Genomic DNA, 15,726 nt, shown 5'->3' with positions numbered 1-15,726 from the left:
CTAGAAACGATTGTTAATCTAAATGAAATGAATATGAGAGTTTTTACGGGTTTGTTTTTCCTATTGCTATTCCTGACTTCCTGTAGAGCCATGGTTTACAAAGCGGCTGGAATAAAGGATATAAAGGAGTTTGATCAACAGGAATATGAAAAGTTTGCTGCTGAATTGACAGGACCATACCAAGGAACGAAATATTCCTTTGCAGTGCCTGATTCCGGTATGCAGAACTATGTGCTACTGTACACGGATACTTTTAAGAACAATGCTGCCCAGCCGATTCAATTACTCTATTTTAAGGATCAAAAACTAGTTTCATTTCATGCCAATTGTTATGCTCCTGGTAAAAATATAAGGACGCTGAATTGGCGTTATGATGGTCGGTTTGATAAATATATCCCGAAGACGGCTGTTGATATATCAAGCGAGCATATTTCCTTAGCCGCTTTATTGAAGAATTTCAACCTTGATGAAAAGTTGGTTAATGAACCAGAGATTATTGTAGTTTTATGGTCCAGGATGTTGGATAAGCGAGTAACCGATCTTAATGAAGTAGTCATTGAAAACCTTTTGGCCCATAATAAGGGAGAATTTCCTCCTATAATTTATCTGAATACCGACCAGTTTTTTATTTCCCAGAACTAGTGTTTATGATTTGAAATCCGGTGTCACGCAGAGGGTTAAAAAATTGGATAAAATTTTTCGGAAACTGATAACAGGATGTTGACCATATCATTTTGTTAATAGTTTTTGTGTCATTCTGACGGAGGAAGAATCTCGGAGAAATGCAAACATCCTAAATTAAAAAATCATTTTTTGCAGGGCTGTACAGTTCCTTAACCGAAGGTTAAGGATGACAATATCTTCAGTAGAAGAACCGTACAGATTCCTCACTTATCGTTCAGAATCAAAATGCACTAAAGAGGGATTCAGAAGCGAAGCGAAGAATCTATTTTATTTTATTTTTCGATCTGGTTGTCGTTGTGAATCGTAAGATGAACAAACTGTTTTTTATCTTTTTTAACCCATAAAGAGGAATTATTGAAAGATATTTCACCCACGCTGTGGGTTCGCCATTTCAAACATCCAGATTCTACAAATATTTCACCCCTCAAGGGGTTTGGGTTCTGGAAATTGTACGGACGAGAACATGAAAATCATGGAGTTTCTTAAATCAGAAGGTGATAATAATTTGGGTTTACATGGGGCGGGCGTATTCGATATGCCCCTACAGTATAGGGGAATTTCCTGCGACATTTGATCATAATCTTGGTCCATCCTCCCATCCCTTTAATCCTGGTTCTTTCCCTCGATCTTGGTCCATCCTCCCATCCCATTAACCCTGGTTCAAACCATAACATCCTTGGCAACCACCCACAAATAACCTGAAATGCCCGTTAATCGATCATTTTGAAGTCAAATAACAGCTTTTTTACAAAAAATCGACACAAAAGGTTTAGCCTAATGAGATTTAATTATCTTTGTTAGCTAACCCATCTACTAGAGTTTGAAGGAAAGCAAGTCAAATAAGAAGGTCAACAAATGGTTGGTATTTACCTCCATGCCCTTTCAAATGGGGGTGACCATCTATGTGTTCTACTGGTTAGGGACTTGGCTGGACGAAAAATATGCGGTAGAAGGGGAGTGGTGGATGAAGGGATTGACGATGTTTGGCGTCGGACTTTCCCTATATCAATTTATTAAACAAGTAAATTATATCAATAGAAATGAATAGATACCTGCTCTTATTATTAGTTCTGCTTGGCGTCACAGGTGTATGTTTTGGGATACATTATGCCGTTTTGAAGATGAACCATCATGATCATTGGTGGATAGGATCGGGCTATAGTTTAGAGGGGATGTATACCTTCGGGGCGATTGCTTCCGTTGTCATGGTCATTATTTTGTTGCTCATCGATTATACGATGCCGGTGCAGGTCGGCTTTGCGTTTTTGGTCGGCATGACCCTGAAAGCGGTGGGCAGTTATGTGTTCATTCATGAGGGTATCAATCTACTCGAGAATGATTTTATTGAGCTTAATTTTCTAGTCGTGTTTTTTGTTTATTTGATGTATGATGCCTTTGCGGCCTATTATATTGTAAATCAACAAGAAACGGTTAATAAAAACTAATTTTTTAAAAAGTTTAAACAATTCTGAATTTATGCCAAATAAAATTGTAATTTTGCGCAAAATTTGTCATAATTCAACATTATTTTAAAATGGTGAGTCTTAAGAAAGTACTTTTATTATTTGCAGTAATTTTGTTTACTGTTAATCCATTCCGCTCAGTTGCTGAAGAAGGGCATACACATGGTGAAACTTCTAGTTCTGAGGAAATTAACGCTCATATTCAACACCACTTAAAGGATGATTACTATTTCAATTTCTTTACTGATTCTAAAACAGGAAAGAATTATGGCTTCCCTTTACCAGTTATCTTGATTGATGGTGGTCTGAAGGTTTTTTCTTCCGGTGAGTTCGAGCATGGCGATAAAGTAGTAGAAAAAGACGGTCAATTTTACAAATTGTACCATGGCAAAATCTACAAGACAGATGCTGCAGGTACGATTACATACGATGACAAACATCACCCAACAAATGCAAAACCTTGGGACTTCTCGATTACCAAGAATGTTTTAGGTTTGATGTTGGCTGCTTTGTTGTTGTTCATTGGATTTACAAGTTTAGCTAAAACATATAAAAACGGTTCAAACGTGGTCCCTAAAGGAATTGGACGTGCATTGGAGCCATTGGTTCTATACGTGAGAGATGAGATGGCGATCCCTAACATCGGGCATCGTTACAAAGAATTCATGCCATATTTGTTGTCTGTATTCTTCTTGATCTTTTTATTGAACTTATTAGGGCTAACTCCACTAGGGGTAAACGTAACTGGAAATATCTCTGTTACATTGTGTTTAGCCCTGTTTACATTTTTCATTACGAATTTTAAAGCAAACAAAGATTACTGGAAACATATTTTCTGGATGCCAGGAGTACCGGTTCCTTTCAAATTTGTTTTAGCGCCAATCGAAGTATTAGGTTTGTTTACTAAGCCTTTCTCCTTGATGGTTCGTTTGTTTGCAAACATTACAGCTGGTCACACCGTTGTAATGGGTCTGATTGCTGTTGTGTATTTGTTGCAACATCAGTTGACTGTTGTAGGTTCAGTGAGTGTATCCTTAATTCTAACGTTGTTATTATTCTTCTTGGAATTATTGGTAGCATTCTTACAAGCGTTTATCTTTACGATGTTGTCATCCTTATTTATCGGTATGGCAGTGGAAGAGCATTCGCATCATTAATTCGAATTTTTTGTTAAATTTTTAAATATAAAATTGTTATGATTCCAAATTTAGTAGGAGCAGGTTTGATCGTTATCGGAGCTGGTTTAGGTTTAGGTAAAATCGGTGGTTCAGCAATGGAAGCTATCGCTCGTCAACCAGAAGCAGCATCTAAAATTCAAACAGCGATGATCATCATCGGTGCCTTATTGGAAGGTTTAGCATTCGGTGCTCTTCTATTAGGTAAATAAGCTAAGCTTATTACAAAAGACAATGGACACATCTTGCAACGGTTGGTTGCAAGTTGTGTTTATCAAAAAGACAAAAAATTTAAATTCAAAAATATAATAACGTAAATAAATGGACGCTTTAATTCATGATTTTTCATTCGGGTTATTTTTCTGGCAATTGATCATCCTTTTGATCGTCATCTTTTTGTTAGGGAAATATGCTTGGAAACCGATTGTAAATGCTTTAGAGGAACGCGAAAAAGGCATTACCGATGCTTTAGCTTCTGCAGAAAAGGCGAAATTGGAAATGGCACGTTTGACCAATGAGAACGAGAATTTGTTAAAAAAGGCTCGTGAAGAGCGTGATGTTATCTTGAAAGAAGCAAAAGTATTGAAGGATAAGATCGTGGCAGAGGCAAAAGATGCAGCTCAAGTAGAAGGTGGTAAATTGATCGAGCAAGCTAAACGCGAGATTGAAGACCAAAAATTAAAAGCTTTAGCTGAGGTTAAGAACCAAGTTTCTACCTTATCTTTAGAGATTGCGCGCAAAGTATTAACGAAAGAATTCGAGGACCAAGGAAAGCAAGAAGCTTTAGTAGCTGACTTGATGAAAGATGTTAAATTAAACTAATTGGTTAACGAATTTAAAAATTAGCGTATGTCAGTTTTCAAAGTAGCTTCAAGATATGCCAAGTCATTAATCGACTTGTCGGTAGAGCAGGAGAGTCTGGATGGGGTTAAGGCGGATATCGAAGGAGTTATTGCCATAATCAAATCTAACACGGAATTGCAAGCAGTTTTAAACAATCCGATCATTAAGACGGACAAGAAACTTGCGATCTTGAAGGCTTTATTTCAAGGTAAAATCAGACCGGAGATATTGGAGTTCTTCAATATCATGGTTAGAAAAGGCCGTGCAGAATTAGTTTATGCGACAGCCTTAGAGTTTGTTCGTGAATACAACGAGGTTAAAGGTATCGTTCATGCAGAAGTTGTTTCGGCCAGTCCTTTATCGGAGGCCAACCTACAGGCATTAAAAGAGCAGATTGCTGCTCAGATCAACGCCGAGGTCATCTTAGCTAACAAAGTAGACAAATCATTGATCGGTGGCTTTGTGGTGAAGGTTGGAGACAAGCAGATTGATGCAAGTATTCAAGGCAAGCTTAATAAATTAGAGAGACATTTCGAGAACCAAGGAGTTTAATCCGGCGTTCGAGAACAAGATATAATAGAATCAAAAACCCCTTATACGAATTACAACAATGATAGAGGTAAGACCAGATGAAGTTTCGGCAATTCTAAGAGAGCAATTGTCAGGCTTTAAGTCAGCAGCCGATTTAGAAGAAGTGGGTACCGTATTGCAAGTAGGTGACGGTATTGCGCGTATTTACGGCTTAACAAAAGTTCAATCAGGAGAGTTGGTTGAGTTTGCGAATGGACTACAAGGTATTGTGATGAACTTAGAAGAAGACAACGTAGGTGTTGTACTTTTAGGTCCATCGGATGAAATTAAAGAAGGTGATACTATCAAACGTACTAACCGTATCGCATCTATTAAAGTAGGTGAAGGTATGTTAGGCCGTGTGGTAAATACATTAGGTCAGCCTATCGATGGTAAAGGCCCAATTACTGGAGAGACTTTCGAAATGCCAATCGAGCGTAAAGCTCCTGGGGTTATCTACCGTCAACCAGTAACTGAACCATTACAGACTGGTCTTAAAGCGATCGATGCCATGATCCCAATCGGACGTGGACAGCGTGAGCTTGTGATTGGTGACCGTCAAACTGGTAAGACTGCCGTTTGTATCGACACCATTTTGAATCAAAAAGAATTTTACGAAGCTGGTCAACCAGTATTCTGTATATATGTTGCGGTAGGACAAAAGAACTCTACAGTAGCGAACATCGTTCGTACATTAGAGGAAAAAGGTGCTATGCCATACACAGTGATCGTATCTGCATCAGCTGCGGATCCTGCTCCAATGCAGTTCTACGCGCCAATGGCGGGTGCTGCTATCGGTGAATACTTCCGTGATACAGGTCGTCCGGCATTGATCGTTTATGATGACTTGTCTAAACAAGCGGTTGCTTACCGTGAAGTGTCATTATTATTGAAACGTCCTCCAGGCCGTGAGGCATATCCAGGAGACGTATTCTACCTTCACTCTCGTCTATTAGAGCGTGCTGCGAAGATCAATAGTTCTGATGAGATCGCTCGTAACATGAACGACCTTCCTGCATCATTGAAAGACAAAGTGAAAGGTGGTGGTTCATTAACAGCACTTCCGATCATTGAAACTCAAGCGGGTGACGTATCTGCATATATCCCTACCAACGTAATTTCCATCACAGATGGTCAGATCTTCTTGGAGTCGAACTTGTTCAACGCAGGTATCCGCCCAGCGATCAACGTAGGTATCTCGGTATCACGTGTAGGTGGTAATGCGCAGATCAAATCAATGAAGAAAGTTGCTGGTACCTTGAAATTAGATCAAGCGCAGTACCGTGAATTGGAAGCTTTCGCGAAATTCGGTTCTGACTTAGATGCGGCTACAAAAGCGGTATTGGACAAAGGTATCCGTAACGTGGAAATCTTGAAACAAGGTCAGTATTCACCAGTTTCAGTAGAGAAACAAGTTGCTATTATCTACGCAGGTACAAAAGGTTTACTACGTAACGTTCCTGTAAACAAAGTGAGAGAATTCGAAGAAGAATTCTTGACTCAACTAGAGCAACGTCATCCAGAAGTATTGTCAGCACTTAAAGCTGGTAAGTTCTCTGATGAATTAACTGATGTATTAGAAAAAGTAGCTAAGGAATTAGCTTCAAAATATTAATTAGACATTAGATGTTAGACATTAGACAATAGACCTTGATGGCGCCTCAAAACGCATGAAAGATCTTATGTCTTGTGTCTAATGTCTCTTATCTATAATGAAATTATGGCAAACTTAAAAGAAGTTAGAAATCGTATTACCTCCGTATCTTCTACGCAACAGATTACCAAAGCGATGAAAATGGTATCTGCAGCGAAGTTGAAACGTGCAACCAATGCTATCATCCAATTGCGTCCGTATGCGACAAAATTGAGGGAGATCTTGGCTCAGGTTTCAGCCTCCGTAGAAGGTAATAATTCGCCATTCACGCAAGATCGTATCCCTACGAAGGTATTGATCATCGTGGTGACCTCAAACAGAGGTTTAGCGGGAGCTTTCAATGCTAATGCCATTAAAACTGCCAATAATTTGATTGCAACGAAATATGCAGATCAATTCGCAAGAGGAGATGTCAGTATTATCGCAATCGGAAAAAGAGGTCAGGATTTCTTCAGCAAACGTGATTTCAAGGTAATCGGTAATAACAACGAATTGTTCAACAATTTGGATTTCGAAAATGTTTCGAAAATTACGGAGTACGTGATGGAACAGTTTAAAGAAGGAAACATCGACCGCGTAGAGGTGGTATATAACCAGTTCCGTAATGCAGCCGTTCAAATCTTGACATCAGAGCAGATTTTACCTCTTTTGCCTGAGAATAAAGAAGAGGACAATGTTGCTGAATTGGATTATATCATCGAGCCTTCAAAAGAAAAAATCATTGAAGAGCTTATTCCTAAAGCAATCAAGATTCAGTTATACAAAGCAGTACTGGATTCACATGCGTCTGAGCATGGTGCCCGTATGACTGCGATGGATAAAGCAACAGAAAACGCAGGAGACTTGTTACGCCAATTGAAACTGTCGTACAACCAAGCGCGTCAAGCAGCAATTACAACAGAGTTGACAGAGATCGTTTCTGGTGCTGCAGCCCTTTCAAATGGCTAATAAATAAAAATATTAATTTGTATAAGGAAAGCCGTTATCATTTGATAACGGCTTTTTTGTTGGCTATGGTTGGATTGTTGGAAAAATATTTCAGTCCTGCTGGGTAATGTCATTAAGTTATGGAAAAACAAAATTTAGATTCTTCGTTACTTTTGAAGCGCAAAAGTAACCAAACCGACGAAGGAGCTCACGGATACCAAAATCAACTCGAATCCGTAAACGCTTCGGCCCATTTAAGGTGGCTTTTCGCACGGGCTCCCGCACATGGATAGAATGCCTTGTTGTCGGGAATATCTTTCAATAGATCATCCCTTTTAAGGGGATGATCTTCTGAAAGCATTCCAAGGCCAATCCCATCGCACAGGTCAACGGCATTCTTTCCATCTCTCCGCCACTGGAAATGAGCCAGAGGCTAAAGGACTTCCTGAGGAAGGATAAATGTTTGTTAATTTTCCAAACATCCAGCAGGGGTGGAATATTTATCAATTAGCATATTATCTTGGTCTATCCTTTAATCCCTTAATCCTGGTTCATGCACAGATCTTGGTCCATCTTCGAATCCTTAATCCTGGTTCAAAACCCACTCAAATCTCCTATCTCCCATCTCATATCGATCCCAAGCAAACCATTCCATTTCCACGATGTTCTATTTATTAACAGCAGAAAGATTAATATTATGACAACATTACCTTAATATTACGCATTTGACTTCTGTATTTCTGACTATTATCGTAATTTTGTCAAAATTTTAGTTTTCAATTTGCTCTGAAGAGCAATTTTATAAATTTGTGTTGGGTTTTTATAACTCAGTGAGCTTTGATAGGGTTAATTCGATTAACCTTGGGTGTAAATGAAATTATTTAGGGTATGGCAAAGAAATTATATGTTTCCAATTCGACAGAGTCTTCGAGAATGTTCAAGAATGATTTTCTTGAATCGTTGACCAAGGTACATTATTCTGTTCCATTGATATTTTGGATTCCTGTTAAGATCTTTTTTATTTGGAGGGCATTGGTCCCTGGGGGATTGTCAGTTGGTACTGTTGTGATGTACTATATCTTTGGTCTGTTGTTTTGGACTTTGGCGGAATATGTGTTGCATAGATGGGTTTTCCATTATGAACCGAGTTCAAAATTCGGTAAAAGAGTGCATTTTATTTTCCATGGGGTACACCATGACTATCCTAAGGATCGCTTGCGATTGGTTATGCCACTTTCTGCAAGTATCCCAATGGCAGCAATCATCTATTTTATCTTTAGCTTTTTCTTTTCGCCCTATACCTTAGCGGCATTCTTCTCGGGGTTCTTATTGGGTTACCTGATCTATGATGAATGCCATTATGCGATGCATCATGCTAATTTTAAATCAGGCTTGTTTAAAAGGATTAAGGATCACCACATGTTGCACCATTACTCGGAACCTGAAAAAGGTTTTGGGGTTAGTTCAGCGATCTGGGATGTAATCTTCGGTTCTGGATTTAGCAAAAAGAAAGCTGCCCAAACAGATAAGAAAAAAGCAAATGAACTCAAGGAAGTCCAGCAACAACAATTAAATTAAATATATACAGAAGGGGTTCAGATTTTCTGCCCCCCTTCTGTATTATGGCTGATTTTGTATTACCAGCGAATCAAAGCTGATCCCCAGGTGAATCCGGCGCCAAAAGCAGCCAGACATACCAAATCACCATCTTTTATTTTACCTTCCTCCCAAGCTTCGCAAAGTGCAATGGGCACCGAAGCAGCAGTGGTATTGCCATATTTCTGGATGTTATTGAAAACCTGGTCGTCTGACAAGCCCAAAGTCTTTTGGACGAACTGAGAAATACGAAGGTTTGCCTGATGAGGAATCAACATGTCAATATCTGCAGTTTTCAGGTTGTTTTTTGCTAAAGCTTCCCCAATTACTTCAGGGAATTTTACGACAGCTTTTTTGAATACGGCTTGGCCATCCATATATGGGAATGCTGAACCGTCTTCCAGCATTTCTTTGGTCATTAACATACCGCCCAATTCTACGTCTGGCCATTGTGGCATCTGTTCGCCCAAATAATAACCAGCAGAAGCACCAGGGTAGTACATCGCCAGTTTCTCTGCTTCGGCACCATCAGAATGAAGGTGTGTGCTCAAAATGCCTTTCCCTTCTTCTTTGGTTGGTTGCAATACCACAGCACCTGCACCATCGCCAAAAATTACGGAAACTGCGCGACCACGGGTTGAGAAATCCAATGCGAAGGAGTGTTTTTCAGAACCGACTACCAGGATATTTTTGTACATACCTGTTTTGATGAACTGGTCGGCAATGGACAAGGCGTAGATAAACCCCGAACATTGGTTTCTAACATCTAATGCACCCACTTCTTTCATGCCCATTTCGCGCTGTAATAAAACGCCACAGCCCGGGAAATAGTAATCAGGGGAAAGGGTAGCAAAAATAACAAAGTCGATTTCTTCTGCAGTGGTATTTGCTCTTTCAATAGCAATTTTGGAAGCTTCTACGGCCATACTGGTTGTTGTTTCACCCACTCTATCGGCGAAACGACGTTCTTTAATCCCCGTACGCTCTTGAATCCATTCATCACTTGTGTCCATAAAACGGGTCAGGTCATTATTGGTATATACGTTCTTTGGGACATAGTATCCCAAGCCGGCTATTCTTGATTGAAACATAGGTCTAACTTTAATAAACAATTCAGCTAAATTACTGATTTATTTGAAAAATAAGCTATTTTTGCAGTATGAGCACTGAAGTTGAACAAGAAACATTTACCCTTGAAGAAATCCTTGCAGTTACCAAAGATTCCAACAAGTTGATTTTGTGGAATGATGATTTCAATACCTTTGACCATGTCATTCACTGTCTCATGCATTACCTCCAATATTCCGAAGCTGAAGCATCACGTATCGCCTGGACCGTACATACCAAAGGTAAGTGTACTATCCTGGAAGGTACCTATACCGAAGTCGAGGTCTACCGAAAGATCCTAAAAACTGAAGGATTAACCGTTTCGGTGGAATAAATACCCTCGTAATAATACAGTTACGAGCATTTAACTTTCTTAATTATTGCGCAACTTTGTGGCTGAAAACACTAAGAAAGATCCAAAATGCTATTGAAAAGATGCCTAAGCAGTTTATTTTTATTATTCCCTATTATTTTATTTGCCCAGAAAGTCGATATTCAAGGTCGAATTTTAGAACAAGATAGTATCAGGCCGGCAATCGGAGCCAGTGTAAGCTTGCTGTCGAATGTGAACAATGCATATATCCGTGGCCAACAAACTAGCGCCAATGGTTCTTTTTCTATCCCAGATGTTGACCCTGGAACCTATAACCTTCAAGTGACCTATATTGGTTTTGCTACCTATACTCGTAATAATTTTGTTGTTACAGCGGGTAAAGATATAGACTTGGGTGCTATTGTATTGGCTGAAGAAGGGGAGAAGATCTCTGAAGTGGTTGTTCAAGGTAGGGTTCCTGACCTTCAGATTGGCATTGACAAGAAGGTTTTTGATGTTTCCCAAAGTATGGTCAGTGTTGGCGGATCTGCGCAGGACCTGTTGGGCAATGTCCCTACGCTGCAGGTAGAGTCTGATGGGAGCATCAGTCTTCGTGGATCGAGTAGTGTACGATTCTTGGTCGATGGAAAAGAATCGGCTATGGCAGGATCGGATATCAATGCTTTTCTACAATCCTTGCCAGCAGATGCTATTGCCAAGGTTGAAATCATTACCAACCCCTCTGCAAAATATGATGCAGAAGGACAATCAGGTATCATCAATATTATCCTTAAGAAAAATGCCCGCTTAGGCCTGAATGGATCGGTAACAGCTTCGGGTGGTTCCTATGAAAATGCAAATGCTGGAGTGACCCTTAATTATAGAGATGGCAAGGTGAATTATTTTGGAAACTATAATTTCAGTCGCCGTAATAATTTAGGGAGTGGCTTTTCAGATAACATCGATTATATCAATGGGGGAATAACCAATGAAAGCCCTAGGACCCAAAGTATCGAAGAAAGCAATCGACTAGGGTACAACCATACGATCCGATTCGGTACAGATTATTATATGAACGATAAGACAACCTTGAGCTTGACCACCAACTTGAGCTTAAGGGATAATGAACGTGGGAATGATATCAACTATAATTATTGGAATGTTCCAGGATTGGGGACGACCAGTTTCCGTAATTCCTTGCAGAATGAAGATGATTTGGGAATTGATGCCCAAGTAGATTTTAAGCGTACATTAAAGCGTGAAGGGGAAGAGTTGACGGCCAATGTTTCCTTTGGTTATGATACAGAGGATGGTGTAAATGATTTCCATCAAACATTTGCAAACGGGAATGCGGATCTGAAGCGTGTGAACAATACCTCAGAGTCCGGTAAGAACTGGAACATGCAATTGGATTATGTTCTGCCATTAGGTGAGAACCATAAATTCGAGGCTGGATATCGCAGTATCTTAAGGTATTCCGATGAAAGTCAATATTCAGAAGAGCTTGATTCATTAACCCAGCAATTTCTTCCTGATTATCGGATTACGAACGATTTTGACATGACGAGCACCGTTCATGCGCTATATGCCAATTACCAAAAACAGATTACAGAGAAATTAGGAGCACAAGTTGGCTTAAGGGCTGAGCAAGCAAACCTGAATACCAATATCTATTCGCATGATTTAGATAACCCAAGCATTATTAAGAGTGACCAAGGTAAATTGGATTATTTCCGCCTATATCCAAGTGTTTTCTTAAGTTATGCTGTAGGAAAAGGACAGGGAGACAAAGTGCAGTTAAGTTATTCACGCCGTGTGCAGCGCCCAAGGGGATGGCAAGTGAACCCATTTATCGATGTTTCAGATGTTCAGAATTACCGTCAGGGTAATCCTAACTTGCTACCAGAAGATATTCATTCCACTGAATTGAGCTTTTCAAAGTTTTATGAGAAATGGAACTTTATTTCATCGGTGTTTTATCGTCGTGTGAACGATCAAACCCAGCCGGTGATCTATGATGAAAGCTTGATTGCTGATATTGTAGGAGATAGGACGAATGTAACCTATATGAAATGGGAAAATGCATCGGATCTGGATGCTTTTGGATTTGAGTTGATATCCAAGGTTAATTTAACCAAGTGGTGGGATGTTACAGCAAATGCCAATCTTTCACAAATTACTTTCCATCCAAAAGCCGGTCTGGGACTTGAAGGCAGAGAGTCGTTCAACTGGAACGGAAACCTGACGACAAACCTAAAAATCACACCTACTTTTTCTGCTCAGGTCAGAGGAGATTATAGAAGTGGAATGAAGACCATGCAAGGTGAAATGAAGCCTATGCGTGGAGTTGATGTGGCCTTGAAAAAGGATGTGTTGAAGAACAAGGGTAGTTTAATGCTGAATGTACGAGATGCATTCAATACGCGCAAATTCCAAATGCACAATTACTTGCCGAACCGTGAAATGCAGTTTTCGCATAGATGGATGAAGAGGATGATTACTTTGTCATTTACCTACCGATTTGGTCTTCAAAATTTTGGAAGAAAAGACCGTGAGCAACAAGGTCCTGACATGGACGATATGGGCGGTCAACAATTTTAATACTTGATTTTACGATAAGATTATTTAAATTAGATTTTCACTTAATCAACTTTATACTATGAAAAGAAACTTTATGTATGTATTAGTAGGCGCAATCGGATTGACAGTTGCCTCATGTGCAACCAAGAACGCTTCCACGCAAAAAGGAGCAGATGTTCCTGCCTATGAAGTACTGGACCTGCCTAAAGTATCCCTTAAAGATTTTAAAAAGAACTCCGCTGGAGCATACGTTCTATTTGATGGAACATCATTGAATGGATGGAGAGGCTACGGCAAAGACCATGTGCCAAGTAAATGGGGCATTGATAACGGAACCTTGAAGTTTTCAAAAGCACCTGCTGGTGTACAAAATCCTGAAGGTGGAGATTTGATCTTCGCTCATGATTTCAAAAACTTTGAACTGGAATTTGAGTGGAAGATTTCAAAAGGAGGAAACTCTGGAACCTTCTTCTTGGCTAAAGAAATCAAAGGACAGCCAATTTACATTTCAAGTCCTGAGTTCCAGTTATTGGATAATGAAAACCACCCTGATGCAAAACAAGGTGTTGATGGAAACCGTAAATCATCTTCATTGTATGATATGATCCCTGCGAAACCTCAAAATGCATTCCCTGCAGGCGAGTGGAACAGAGCTAAGATTGTTGTTAGCAAAGGAAAAGTAACGCATTACCAGAACGACGAGAAAGTTGTTGAATATGAATTGTGGACTCCTGAGTGGACTCAATTATTGGAAGCTAGTAAATTCAGCAAGGAAAAATGGCCTTTGGCATTTGAGTTATTGAATAACGTAGGTGGTAAATCGAAATCAGGTGTGATCGGATTCCAAGATCACGGTGATGATGTATGGTTGAGAAATATCACTGTAAAAGAATTATAATGTTTAAATTATTAAGACATTGGAAAGAGAGCTTTTTGAGCTCTCTTTTTTGTATGCTGCTATTGATAGCTTCCGCACAAGAGATCAAATGGCATGATGTGCTGAAAGAAAGTGCGTTGAAGGGCAGGGTTAAGGCTATAGGAGCTCATGACGGCTACGCCAGATTACCATTGGCATTGAAAGGGGAGGTTCGGGATGCAGTCTGGAATTTGGGTCAGGATGCAGCAGGTGTTTATGTTGAGTTCAAGACTTCAGCAGCTTCCTTTTCCATTCGCTATCAAGTTGCGGGAGGGCTGAATATGCCGCATATGCCAACTACGGGGGTAAGTGGTTTGGACCTTTATACCAAAGCACCTAACGAGAAAGAATGGAATTGGATACATGGGAAATATAGTTTCAAAGATACCATTGGCTATACCTATGAAGATTTTGGATCCCTTTCGGGAAATATATTAGGTTATACCTCCCGCTATATAATTCCGTAAAATGGATGGAAATTGGGGTAGCTGGTGATCTGAACTTTATCCATCAGAAGAGCAAGCCTATCATTGTATATGGAACTTCCATTGCTCAAGGTGCCTGTGCATCTAGGCCAGGTTTAGGCTGGACCAATTGGATGGGTAGGAACTTTGACCACGATGTTGTTAATTTGGCATTCATTGGAAATGGCAGGTTGGAGCAACCTATTTTAGACTTGATCAAGCAGGAAGATGCTGCTGTATTTATTCTGGATTGTATCCCCAACCTATCGGTAGCGGGAGAGGATGGGAAAGATAAATTGACTGGCTTGATCAACAATGCTGTCAAGACCATCAGGGAAAAGCATCCTAAGACGCCAATCGTCATTGCTGCACACAGTTCTAGTGAGGTTCCAGGGGTTTTCAACATGAAGACCAATGCAGACTACCAAAGTCGTTCAAGAGTTGCTGAAAAGGCCGTGAAAGCTTTGCAAGGACAGGGAGATAAAAATCTTTATTGGCTATCAGAAAAGGAAATCGGATTGGATAGGAATTCAACGGTGGACTATGCCCATCCAAATGACTATGGAATGGAGAAAATCGCTGCCGCCTATACCAAATTATTGAAGAGTATCTTGAAATAAAATATGGGTTACAACAGCTATCAGGATTAAAATAGCTGTTGTAACTCTTTTAAATCCTTGATCATGTGATTGACATCTTCAGGTTTCTCAACCTCGAGTGGATTGAAGAAAATGGCTTCCAAGCCTGCATTCTGTGCTCCACGAACATCAGCATCTAAGTTATCCCCAATCATGACCGCTTCGGTTTTATTCGCGCCACCATTATTTAAGGCATGTTCAAAGATTCGGATATCGGGTTTATTGATACCGATGATCTCTGAAATGACAATGGTTTCGAAGTAGGGAGCAAGATTGCTATACTGTAATTTTTTCTCACAGGCCTCTTTAAAGCCATTTGAAATCAAGTGCAGGGTATATCTGTCCTTTAAGTAAGCCAAGGTCTCATGTGCATTAGGAAACAGATTGGTCTTGGTGGGACAGATTTCTAGGTATTCTTCTTCAAAAGCCAATGGGAACAATTCTGGATTGACCCCTAATTGGGTGAAAGTATCGGCAAACCTCAATTTTCTCAAGGTTGGTTTATCTATCTTACCATGGTGATACAGGTTCCATAGACGATGATTGTTTTCAGTATAGGTGGCAATGAACCTTTCCGAAGTGGGTAAATTGAAGATATCGTTGAAGGAATATCTGAAATAAAGTTCATGCAGGGTTTCTTCGGCATTTCTATCAAAATCCCAAATGGTATGGTCTAAATCGAAAAATAAGTGTTTTTTATCGTTGAACATGTGCAAATATAAGGTCAATAGCTGGCTGAATCAACCAGGAATCTAAGTTTACTGTCATAAAGTATGGCTTGCTTCCTAATGAAGCC

General features: G+C 39.8%; 17 protein-coding genes. 15 read left to right on the top strand and 2 right to left on the bottom strand.

What is annotated here, in order from left to right; genetic code table 11:
- Positions 1 to 27 precede the first annotated feature (27 nt).
- The 10 genes from NLF99_RS00205 (at position 28) to NLF99_RS00160 (ending at position 8,894) form a co-directional block, all read left to right on the top strand.
- Positions 28 to 642 carry a hypothetical protein gene (locus tag NLF99_RS00205; protein ID WP_185210890.1) on the top strand — a complete coding sequence of 205 codons (615 nt, stop codon included), beginning with the start codon at positions 28 to 30 and terminating at the stop codon, positions 640 to 642.
- Positions 643 to 1,504: 862 nt separating this feature from the next.
- Positions 1,505 to 1,732, top strand: a complete 228-nt coding sequence (locus tag NLF99_RS00200; protein ID WP_237219428.1) for an AtpZ/AtpI family protein — start codon at positions 1,505 to 1,507, stop codon at positions 1,730 to 1,732.
- Positions 1,725 to 2,129: a hypothetical protein gene (locus NLF99_RS00195; RefSeq protein ID WP_185210889.1), complete on the top strand. Its 405-nt coding sequence runs from the start codon at positions 1,725 to 1,727 to the stop codon at positions 2,127 to 2,129. The genes NLF99_RS00200 and NLF99_RS00195 overlap by 8 nt, the downstream gene beginning before the upstream one ends.
- An 89-nt stretch (positions 2,130 to 2,218) precedes the next feature.
- Positions 2,219 to 3,304 (top strand): F0F1 ATP synthase subunit A, encoded by a 1,086-nt coding sequence (gene atpB / locus NLF99_RS00190; protein WP_185210887.1) that lies wholly within the window; start codon positions 2,219 to 2,221, stop codon positions 3,302 to 3,304.
- A gap of 38 nt (positions 3,305 to 3,342) precedes the next feature.
- Positions 3,343 to 3,534 carry an ATP synthase F0 subunit C gene (gene atpE, locus NLF99_RS00185; RefSeq protein ID WP_093098685.1) on the top strand — a complete coding sequence of 64 codons (192 nt, stop codon included), beginning with the start codon at positions 3,343 to 3,345 and terminating at the stop codon, positions 3,532 to 3,534.
- 109 nt (positions 3,535 to 3,643) lie between these two features.
- Positions 3,644 to 4,144 (top strand): F0F1 ATP synthase subunit B, encoded by a 501-nt coding sequence (locus NLF99_RS00180; RefSeq protein WP_185210885.1) that lies wholly within the window; start codon positions 3,644 to 3,646, stop codon positions 4,142 to 4,144.
- Positions 4,145 to 4,171: 27 nt separating this feature from the next.
- Positions 4,172 to 4,717: an ATP synthase F1 subunit delta gene (gene atpH / locus NLF99_RS00175; protein WP_254526334.1), complete on the top strand. Its 546-nt coding sequence runs from the start codon at positions 4,172 to 4,174 to the stop codon at positions 4,715 to 4,717.
- Between the two features lie 58 nt (positions 4,718 to 4,775).
- The gene (gene atpA, locus NLF99_RS00170; protein WP_254526333.1) at positions 4,776 to 6,350 is read left to right on the top strand and encodes a F0F1 ATP synthase subunit alpha; all 1,575 of its coding nucleotides are present in this window, start codon (positions 4,776 to 4,778) and stop codon (positions 6,348 to 6,350) included.
- Positions 6,351 to 6,455: 105 nt separating this feature from the next.
- On the top strand, positions 6,456 to 7,337 hold the full coding sequence (gene atpG, locus NLF99_RS00165; protein WP_185210879.1) for an ATP synthase F1 subunit gamma: 882 nt from the start codon (positions 6,456 to 6,458) through the stop codon (positions 7,335 to 7,337).
- 867 nt (positions 7,338 to 8,204) lie between these two features.
- Complete coding sequence (locus NLF99_RS00160; RefSeq protein ID WP_237219437.1) at positions 8,205 to 8,894, top strand: sterol desaturase family protein; 690 nt, start codon at positions 8,205 to 8,207, stop codon at positions 8,892 to 8,894.
- 59 nt (positions 8,895 to 8,953) lie between these two features.
- Here NLF99_RS00160 and NLF99_RS00155 read toward each other — a convergent pair whose 3' ends face one another.
- Entirely contained in the window at positions 8,954 to 10,003 is a 1,050-nt protein-coding gene (locus tag NLF99_RS00155) for a 3-oxoacyl-ACP synthase III family protein (RefSeq protein ID WP_254526332.1), read from the bottom strand.
- Between the two features lie 68 nt (positions 10,004 to 10,071).
- On the opposite strand from NLF99_RS00155, the gene NLF99_RS00150 reads away from it, so the two are divergent.
- The 5 genes from NLF99_RS00150 to NLF99_RS00130 all read left to right on the top strand — a co-directional run bounded on the left by NLF99_RS00150 (position 10,072) and on the right by NLF99_RS00130 (position 14,912).
- On the top strand, positions 10,072 to 10,353 hold the full coding sequence (locus NLF99_RS00150; RefSeq protein ID WP_093098694.1) for an ATP-dependent Clp protease adaptor ClpS: 282 nt from the start codon (positions 10,072 to 10,074) through the stop codon (positions 10,351 to 10,353).
- A gap of 87 nt (positions 10,354 to 10,440) precedes the next feature.
- Positions 10,441 to 12,933, top strand: a complete 2,493-nt coding sequence (locus tag NLF99_RS00145) for a TonB-dependent receptor (RefSeq protein ID WP_254526331.1) — start codon at positions 10,441 to 10,443, stop codon at positions 12,931 to 12,933.
- Between the two features lie 58 nt (positions 12,934 to 12,991).
- Positions 12,992 to 13,810: a DUF1080 domain-containing protein gene (locus NLF99_RS00140; protein ID WP_185210874.1), complete on the top strand. Its 819-nt coding sequence runs from the start codon at positions 12,992 to 12,994 to the stop codon at positions 13,808 to 13,810.
- Positions 13,810 to 14,295, top strand: coding sequence for an SGNH/GDSL hydrolase N-terminal domain-containing protein (locus tag NLF99_RS00135; RefSeq protein WP_254526330.1), 486 nt, complete (start codon positions 13,810 to 13,812; stop codon positions 14,293 to 14,295). Before NLF99_RS00140 ends, NLF99_RS00135 begins: the two co-directional genes overlap by 1 nt.
- A 5-nt stretch (positions 14,296 to 14,300) precedes the next feature.
- On the top strand, positions 14,301 to 14,912 hold the full coding sequence (locus tag NLF99_RS00130; RefSeq protein ID WP_254526329.1) for an SGNH/GDSL hydrolase family protein: 612 nt from the start codon (positions 14,301 to 14,303) through the stop codon (positions 14,910 to 14,912).
- Between the two features lie 26 nt (positions 14,913 to 14,938).
- Here NLF99_RS00130 and NLF99_RS00125 read toward each other — a convergent pair whose 3' ends face one another.
- On the bottom strand, positions 14,939 to 15,640 hold the full coding sequence (locus NLF99_RS00125) for a YjjG family noncanonical pyrimidine nucleotidase (protein WP_254526328.1): 702 nt from the start codon (positions 15,638 to 15,640) through the stop codon (positions 14,939 to 14,941).
- Positions 15,641 to 15,726: the final 86 nt, after the last annotated feature.

This window comes from Sphingobacterium sp. LZ11T8 (genome assembly GCF_024261425.1).
GTDB lineage: Bacteria > Bacteroidota > Bacteroidia > Sphingobacteriales > Sphingobacteriaceae > Sphingobacterium.
The sequence above is the reverse complement of the archived record's forward strand: the minus strand, read 5'-3'. Positions and strand labels throughout refer to the sequence as shown.

Coding starts and splice junctions, on each gene's coding strand:
- NLF99_RS00205 (WP_185210890.1), top strand. CDS start 28: ATGAATATGAGAGTTTTTACGGGTTTGTTTTTCCTATTGCTATTCCTG.
- NLF99_RS00195 (WP_185210889.1), top strand. CDS start 1,725: ATGAATAGATACCTGCTCTTATTATTAGTTCTGCTTGGCGTCACAGGT.
- atpB (WP_185210887.1), top strand. CDS start 2,219: ATGGTGAGTCTTAAGAAAGTACTTTTATTATTTGCAGTAATTTTGTTT.
- atpE (WP_093098685.1), top strand. CDS start 3,343: ATGATTCCAAATTTAGTAGGAGCAGGTTTGATCGTTATCGGAGCTGGT.
- NLF99_RS00180 (WP_185210885.1), top strand. CDS start 3,644: ATGGACGCTTTAATTCATGATTTTTCATTCGGGTTATTTTTCTGGCAA.
- atpH (WP_254526334.1), top strand. CDS start 4,172: ATGTCAGTTTTCAAAGTAGCTTCAAGATATGCCAAGTCATTAATCGAC.
- atpA (WP_254526333.1), top strand. CDS start 4,776: ATGATAGAGGTAAGACCAGATGAAGTTTCGGCAATTCTAAGAGAGCAA.
- atpG (WP_185210879.1), top strand. CDS start 6,456: ATGGCAAACTTAAAAGAAGTTAGAAATCGTATTACCTCCGTATCTTCT.
- NLF99_RS00160 (WP_237219437.1), top strand. CDS start 8,205: ATGGCAAAGAAATTATATGTTTCCAATTCGACAGAGTCTTCGAGAATG.
- NLF99_RS00155 (WP_254526332.1), bottom strand. CDS start 10,003: ATGTTTCAATCAAGAATAGCCGGCTTGGGATACTATGTCCCAAAGAAC.
- NLF99_RS00150 (WP_093098694.1), top strand. CDS start 10,072: ATGAGCACTGAAGTTGAACAAGAAACATTTACCCTTGAAGAAATCCTT.
- NLF99_RS00145 (WP_254526331.1), top strand. CDS start 10,441: ATGCTATTGAAAAGATGCCTAAGCAGTTTATTTTTATTATTCCCTATT.
- NLF99_RS00140 (WP_185210874.1), top strand. CDS start 12,992: ATGAAAAGAAACTTTATGTATGTATTAGTAGGCGCAATCGGATTGACA.
- NLF99_RS00135 (WP_254526330.1), top strand. CDS start 13,810: ATGTTTAAATTATTAAGACATTGGAAAGAGAGCTTTTTGAGCTCTCTT.
- NLF99_RS00130 (WP_254526329.1), top strand. CDS start 14,301: ATGGAAATTGGGGTAGCTGGTGATCTGAACTTTATCCATCAGAAGAGC.
- NLF99_RS00125 (WP_254526328.1), bottom strand. CDS start 15,640: ATGTTCAACGATAAAAAACACTTATTTTTCGATTTAGACCATACCATT.